Here is a 7,059-nt window from a genome sequence, read left to right as displayed (position 1 = left end):
CCGTCGATCGCAGGGCTGGCGCGCTAGATCACCGCGGCGACGCTGCGCAGGACCGGCTGCAGCCTGACCAGGCCGATGTCCTCGCGCTCGAAACGGCTGCCGACCTTGGTGAGCTTGGCCAGCACCTGCTCGCCCTCCTCCGGGCCGATCGGCGCGATGACGACGCCACCGCTCGACAATTGATCGAGCAGGAAGCGCGGAAGACTGTCGAAGGCCGCCCAGGCGATGATGCGGTCGAACGGCCCTTCGTTGGGCAGGCCGTTGGAGCCGTCGGCCTGGCGTACGATGACATTGCTGATGCCGAGCGCCTCGAAACGCTGCTTTGCCTGCTCGGTCAAGGTCTTGTAGCGGTCGACGCTGACGACTCGCGCGGCAAGCCTGGACATCACGGCTGCCGTATAGCCGGACCCGGTGCCGATCTCGAGCACGCGGTTGCCCGGCTCGATGGCCAAAGCCGCAACCACCGCCGCCTGCAGGTCCGCGCCCTCGATCGCCTCGCCGCATTCGATCGGCAGCATGCCTTCCGACCAGGCCATCGAATGGAACTGCGCGGATAGGAAGCCGCGCCGCGGAGTCGCCTCGAAAGCAGCGACCAGTGCCTTCGGCGCCGTGCCCCTGCCGCGCAGCCGCAGCAGGAAAGCGGCGAAACCTTCACGGTCGTCGATAGCCATGGTCATGACAGCGCCTTGGTCAGCTGGTCGCGGAGTTCATGGGCGGTGAGGTCGAGCTGCAGCGGCGTCACCGACACCAGCCGGTTGCGCAGCGCGTAAAGATCGGTGCCCTTTTTGCCTTCGACCGGCTCCCGGCCGAAGCGCAGCCAGTAATAAGGCAGACCGCGACCGTCGCGGCGCTCGTCGACCCAAAGGCTGTGCACGAGCTTGCCCTGCGCGGTGACGACCGTGCCCTCGATTTCGTCGGGTGCGCAGTTCGGGAAATTGACGTTGAGCAGCACGCCTTCCGGCAGCGGCGTTGCGATCAGCCTTTCGAGCAGCGCCGGCGCCAGCGCTTCGGTCGTCTCGTAAGGGACGACGCGGTCCTCGCCGAGATAGGAATAGGCCTGGCTGACCGCGATCGAACGGATACCGAGCAGCGCCCCCTCCATTGCGCCGGCCACCGTGCCCGAATAAGTAACGTCGTCGGCGATGTTGGCGCCGGAGTTGACCCCCGAAAGGATGAGGTCAGGCGGCCCGGGGAGGATCTTCTTCGTGCCCATGATGACGCAGTCGGTGGGGGTGCCGCGCACTGCGAAATGCTTCTCGCCGACCTTCCTCAGCCTGAGCGGTTCCGAGATCGAAAGCGAATGCGCGTAGCCGGACTGGTCCTGCTCGGGCGCCACCACCCAGACGTCATCCGAGAGCGTTCGGGCGATGCGCTCGAGCGACGCAAGGCCTTCGGCGTGGATGCCGTCGTCATTGGTCAGCAGGATGCGCATGAACTCATTTCGATTCGATCTTGGCAAGACCACCCATGTAAGGCCGCAGCACTTCAGGAATGGTTACGCTGCCGTCCTCATTCTGGTAGTTTTCGATGACGGCGATGAGAGCGCGGCCGACCGCGGTGCCGGAGCCGTTCAACGTGTGCACGAAGCGGTTGCCCTTGCTGTCCTTGTCCTTGTAGCGGGCATCCATACGCCTCGCCTGGAAGTCGCCGCAGACCGAGCAGGACGAGATTTCGCGATAGGCGTTCTGGCCCGGCAGCCAGACCTCGATGTCGTAGGTCTTGCGTGCGCCAAAGCCCATGTCGCCGGTGCAGAGCGTCACCGTGCGGAACGGCAGGCCGAGCCGCTTCAGCACCTCCTCGGCGCATTGCGTCATGCGCTCATGCTCGGCGAGCGAGCTTTCCTGGTCGGTGATCGACACCAGCTCGACCTTGTAGAACTGGTGCTGGCGCAGCATGCCGCGCGTGTCGCGGCCGGCCGAGCCCGCTTCCGAGCGGAAGCACGGCGTCAGCGCCGTGTAGCGCAGCGGCAGCTTCTCATGCGGCGTGATCTCCTCGCGCACCAGGTTGGTGAGCGGCACTTCCGCGGTTGGGATCAGGCCCAGCCGTCCGTCGCCATGCGGCGTGAAGAACAGGTCCAGTTCGAATTTCGGCAGCTGGTTGGTGCCGAAGAGAACCTCGTCGCGCACCATCAGCGGCGGCTGGATCTCCTCATAGCCGTGCTCTGTCGTGTGCAGGTCGATCATGAACTGGCCGAGCGCGCGCTCCATGCGCGCCAGATGGCTCTTCAGCACCGTGAAGCGCGAGCCGGACAGCTTCGCCGCACGCTCGAAATCCATCATGCCGAGCGCTTCGCCGATCTCGAAATGCTCCTTCACCCAGTTCGGGCGGGTCGGCACATCGCCGACGACGCGCTTGACGACATTGTCGTGCTCGTCCTTGCCGACCGGCACGTCGTCGAGCGGCACGTTGGGCAGGACCGCAAGCGAGTCGTTCAGCGCCTGGTCGAGCTCGCGCTCGCGCGCCTCGCCGTTCTGGATGAACGCCTTGATCTCGCCGACCTCGGCCTTGAGCTTTTCAGCAAGCGCGGCCTCGCCCGAGCGCATGGCATTGCCGATCTCCTTCGAAGCGGCATTGCGGCGCTCCTGCTTGACCTGCAATTCGCTGAGATGGGTGCGCCGCTCCTCGTCCCTGGCGATCAGATCTTCGACGGCGGACTGGGCGTCCTCAGCAGACCACGAGCGCTTCACCAGCGCTTCGACAAGGGCCTTCGGGTTGTCGCGAATCCATTTGATGTCAAGCATGGCTTTCCGTCCTCGAGTAAGGTTCGAGGGCGTAAACCGCATCCCTGATCGATGCAAGACAGCAGCAGCCGGCAGCCGTGTTTTTCAGGCCTGGGACCAGGTTTTAGCGCTAGGTTGACGGCGCGTCCGGCGTCTTTCCGGCGACAGCGCTGCCTGCCTCTTCCTGCCTGTCGCGCGCCAGACGGTCGCGCTCCCGGCTGCGCTCGATCAGGCGCGAAGTGAAGATCGCGACCTCGTAGAGCACGATGGTCGGAAGAGCGAGGCCGATCTGGCTCATCGGATCGGGCGGGGTCAACACCGCGGCGACGACGAAGGCAATGACGATCGCCCATTTGCGCTTCTCGGCCAGCGCCTGCGACGACAGAAGGCCGACGCGCGTCAGCAGGCTAGTCACCACCGGCAGCTGGAACACCAGGCCGAAGGAGAAGATCAGCGTCATGATCAGGCTGAGATATTCCGACACCTTCGGCAGCAAGGAGATCTGCACCTGGTCGTTGGTGCCGACCTGCTGCATGGCGAGGAAGAACCACATCACCATCGGGGTGAAGAAGAAATAGACCAGCGAGGCGCCCATCAGGAACAGGATGGGCGACGCAATCAGGAACGGCAGGAAGGCGCTGCGTTCGTTCTTGTAAAGACCCGGCGCGATGAATTTATAGATCTGCGTGGCGATCAGCGGGAAAGCGATGACCATGCCGCCGAACATGGCGAGCTTCACCTGGGTGAAGAAGAACTCCTGCGGCGCCGTGTAGATCAGCTCGACCTTGTGCGGGTCGAGCCCAGCCCATTGCGTCGCCCATTTGAACGGGACGACCAGAAGGTTGAACAGGCGCTTGGCGAAGAAGAAGCAGGCGAGGAAGGCGATGAAGAAGCCGCCCAGCGACCAGATCAGCCGCCGGCGCAGCTCGACAAGGTGCTCGATCAGCGGCGCCGAGGATTTTTCGATCTCTTCCCTCTCCTTGTCCGAGACGCTCACTTGGCGGCTCCTGCCGTCTTCTTGGCATCGGCGGCCTTTTTCACGGCCGGCTTCTTCGCCGCGGGGTTGGCCTCAACCTTGGGTGCCGCTTCCTTAGCAGGCGCTGCGGCCTTTGCCGCCGCCGGTGCAGATTTTGCCGGGACTTTAGGCGCCGGAGCCTTGGCCGATGCCGCTTTCGCTGCTGCACCGGCGGCTTTCGTCTTCGACGCGGCCACTTTTTTCGCCGGCTGGGCGGACCCGGCGGTCTCCGCAATGGGCGTGGTCACGGAGGCCTCATTCAAGGCCGGGGAGATCGGCGCAGCTGGCGAGGACATCGGCACAGCCGGGGCGACGTCGGTTCCGTTGATGCCCGGGATCTCCGTCGCGCCGTTCTTCAGCGGCTCGGCAGGCTGCGGGGTCGTTGCATCCGAGGGCGCCTGATCGGAAGCCGGCTTGGGCTTCATCATCGTATCGACGCCGGCCCGAACGTCGGCCGCCGCCTGCTCGAACGGATTGAGCTGCTTGCGGATTTCGTTCATCGGGCTGAGCCCACGAAGGCTGTCGACCGAGTCCTTGACATCGTCAAGCTCGGCTTCCTTCAGGGCGTCGTTGAACTGCTTCTGGAAGTCGCCCGCCATGGCGCGCAATTTGGCCGCGGTGCGGCCAAACGTGCGCAGCATGTTGGGCAAATCCTTCGGCCCGACGACCACGATCATGACGACCGCGATCACCAGCAGCTCGCTCCAGCCGACTTCGAACATGGCAATCTATTCCAACGAGAGCCTGTCGCCCAAAAACACGAAAGGGTTCTGGGACAACGACATGCTCAAAGCAACAACCGGACTCAGCTCTTGCTGACCTTTTCCTTGCCCGGCGATACGGTCTCGTCGGCGCGGTGCTCGACGGTCCGCTTGTCGTCGGTATCGTCCTCAGCCATGCCCTTCTTGAAGCTCTTGATGCCCTTGGCCATGTCGCCCATCAGCTCCGGCAGCTTGCCGCGGCCGAACAGGAGCAGCACGATGACCAGAACGATCAGCCAGTGCCATATCGATAGTGAACCCATAACAATCTCTCTCGAATGTTTTCCCTCGGCGATGATCTATGCGTTTTCGCTCGGGGATTCAAACACAACCGCAATGAAGTTGGTAAAATGGCTAGCGGATGTCACGCACTTTCGGCGTGAGCGCCTTGCTACGAATCCGCGCAGCCCCTGCTAATAAACCATTCGTATCGGTTTCGCACTCACTCTTCGGTGACGCGCGGCGTGAGCAATCCGAGCTCCTCGAGGTCGATATCGGTCAGCGCATCCTCGTCCTCGGCCAGCGCGTCCGGATCGGCCGGTGGCACCGGCATCGAGAAATTGGACGGCATGCGCGTCGAAAGCAATCCGGCGCCCTTCAGCTCTTCCATGCCGGGCAGGTCGCGGATCTCCTCCAGCGCGAAGTGATCGAGGAAAGCGTCGGTCGTGCCGTAGGTCACGGGACGGCCGGGCGTGCGGCGGCGGCCGCGCATCCTGACCCACTCCGTCTCCAGCAGCGTGTCCAGCGTGCCCTTCGAGGTCTCGACCCCCCTGATATCCTCGATCTCGGCGCGGGTGACCGGCTGGTGATAGGCGATGATCGCCAGAACTTCGAGCGCCGCGCGCGAGAGCTTTCTCTGCTGGACCGAGTCCCGGCTCATCAGGAAAGCCAGGTCGCCGGCGGTGCGGAACGCCCAGGCGTCGCCGACCCGCACCAGGTTGACCCCCCGCTTGGCGTAGATTTCCTGCAGATCGGCCATTGCGGCCGCAATGTTGACGCCCTCGGGCAGGCGCGCCGCCAGTTGCCTGTCACTGACCGGCTCGGCGCTGGCGAAGATGATCGCCTCGGCCATGCGGACTGCTTCCGACAATTGCAGCCGCTCGGCGGGGTTCTCGATAGAACCCTGCTCGGCCATCTCGGCTTCCGGTTCGACCTCGACCTTGAACGGGATGACCGAAGCGTTGGCGCGTTCACTCATGATGCCACCTCGACTGCCTTGACCCCTCGTGCGCGGCCGCGCAGATAGATCGGCGCGAAGACCTGATCCTGCCGCAGATCCAGCTTGCCCTCGCGCACCATTTCGAGTGTCGCGGCGAACGAACTGGCGATTGCCGTGCGCCTTTCTTCCGGCGCGGCCAGATATTGGATCAGGAAGCTGTCGAGCGCCGTCCAGTCGCCAATCGTTCCAACCAGCCGTGCCAGCACGTCGCGTGCGTCCTTCAGCGACCATACGGCGCGCCTGGCGATCGTCACGTTGCTGATCGCCTGCCGCTGGCGCTGCTGCGCATAGGCGGTCAGCAGATCGTAGAGCGAGGCCGAATAGGCATTGCGCTTCTCGACGATCACCATTTCCGGCATGCCGCGCGCGAAGACGTCGCGGCCGAGCCGGTTGCGGTTGACCAGCCGCGCAGCGGCATCACGCATCGCCTCCAGCCGCTTCAGCCGGAACTGCAGCACCGCTGCCAGTTCCTCGCCGCTCTCGCCCTCTTCGCCCGGCTGTTTCGGGATCAACAGCTTCGACTTGAGGAAGGCAAGCCATGCCGCCATGACCAGATAGTCGGCCGCGAGTTCCAATCTCAGCGCCCTCACCTTCTCGATGAAGGCCAGATATTGCTCGGCGAGCGCCAGGATCGAGATGCGGGCGAGATCGACCTTCTGGTTGCGCGCCAGATGCAGCAGAAGATCGAGCGGGCCCTCGAAGCCGGCGACATCGACCACCAGCGACGGGTCGCTGGTCAGACGTGACTCGTCGTTCTCGGCCCACAGACGGTCCATCGGTGCGGCCTTCGCGGCCTTGCTGTCCAATGTTTCCGCCACTTGCCTTGCTTTCCCTTCGGTTCAGGCCACCGCGTCGAAATAGGTGGCGAATTCCGCGCGTATGGTGCTTTCGTCCGCGACGTCGCGGTCCTTTATATAGGCCAGCGCCCGCTCCGCTCTCGCCAAGGACTTGCCTTCGAGCACCGTCGTACGCGACGCGATCCCCGACATTTCCTCGAAAACGCCGTTGCAGTGAAGGACGAGATCGCAGCCCGCCGCAAGGATCGCGGCCGCCTTTGTCGGGAAATCCCCAGAAAGTGCCTTCATCGAGGTGTCGTCGCTCATCAGGAGCCCGTCGAAGCCGATCTCGCCACGGATCACCTCGTTGACGACCTTGGCCGAGGTCGTCGCCGGATTGTCCGGGTCGATCGCGCTGTAGACGACATGCGCCGTCATCGCCATCGGCAGGTGGTTGAGCGCCTTGAACGGGGCGAAATCATGTTGCCGCAACTCGGCGAGGGGCGTGTCGACCGTCGGCAGCGCGAAATGCGTATCGGCAAAGGCGCGGCCGTGGCCGGGAATATGC

9 protein-coding genes are annotated in these 7,059 nt (G+C 64.2%); all 9 read right to left on the bottom strand.

The genetic code is table 11. The annotated features are described in order from the left end of the window. Positions 1-23: 23 nt before the first annotated feature. Positions 24-677, bottom strand: coding sequence for a protein-L-isoaspartate(D-aspartate) O-methyltransferase (locus tag EOA79_RS27480; RefSeq protein WP_095825608.1), 654 nt, complete (start codon positions 675-677; stop codon positions 24-26). Continuing rightward, positions 674-1,432, bottom strand: coding sequence for a 5'/3'-nucleotidase SurE (gene surE, locus EOA79_RS27475; protein WP_095825609.1), 759 nt, complete (start codon positions 1,430-1,432; stop codon positions 674-676). Before surE ends, EOA79_RS27480 begins: the two co-directional genes overlap by 4 nt. Positions 1,433-1,436: 4 nt before the next feature. Next, complete coding sequence (gene serS / locus EOA79_RS27470) at positions 1,437-2,741, bottom strand: serine--tRNA ligase (protein ID WP_095825610.1); 1,305 nt, start codon at positions 2,739-2,741, stop codon at positions 1,437-1,439. Between the two features lie 109 nt (positions 2,742-2,850). Further along, a complete protein-coding gene (gene tatC, locus EOA79_RS27465) occupies positions 2,851-3,717 on the bottom strand; it encodes a twin-arginine translocase subunit TatC (RefSeq protein ID WP_095778424.1) in 867 nt (288 codons plus the stop codon). Further along, positions 3,714-4,457, bottom strand: a complete 744-nt coding sequence (gene tatB / locus EOA79_RS27460) for a Sec-independent protein translocase protein TatB (RefSeq protein ID WP_095825611.1) — start codon at positions 4,455-4,457, stop codon at positions 3,714-3,716. The genes tatC and tatB overlap by 4 nt, the downstream gene beginning before the upstream one ends. Before the next feature lie 83 nt (positions 4,458-4,540). Further along, the gene (locus tag EOA79_RS27455) at positions 4,541-4,759 is read right to left on the bottom strand and encodes a twin-arginine translocase TatA/TatE family subunit (protein ID WP_066999984.1); all 219 of its coding nucleotides are present in this window, start codon (positions 4,757-4,759) and stop codon (positions 4,541-4,543) included. A 179-nt stretch (positions 4,760-4,938) separates the two neighbouring features. After that, on the bottom strand, positions 4,939-5,694 hold the full coding sequence (gene scpB / locus EOA79_RS27450; protein ID WP_067329549.1) for an SMC-Scp complex subunit ScpB: 756 nt from the start codon (positions 5,692-5,694) through the stop codon (positions 4,939-4,941). After that, the gene (locus EOA79_RS27445) at positions 5,691-6,491 is read right to left on the bottom strand and encodes a ScpA family protein (protein ID WP_067329546.1); all 801 of its coding nucleotides are present in this window, start codon (positions 6,489-6,491) and stop codon (positions 5,691-5,693) included. Before EOA79_RS27445 ends, scpB begins: the two co-directional genes overlap by 4 nt. A 63-nt stretch (positions 6,492-6,554) precedes the next feature. Further along, on the bottom strand, positions 6,555-7,059 hold a 505-nt coding region (locus EOA79_RS27440; protein WP_164893964.1), incomplete at its 5' end, for a glycoside hydrolase family 3 N-terminal domain-containing protein.

Origin of the sequence: Mesorhizobium sp. M1A.F.Ca.IN.020.03.2.1 (assembly GCF_004023205.1) — a bacterium.
GTDB lineage: Bacteria > Pseudomonadota > Alphaproteobacteria > Rhizobiales > Rhizobiaceae > Mesorhizobium.
Note: the sequence above shows the minus strand (reverse complement) of the source record. Positions and strands in the feature narration are given on the sequence as shown.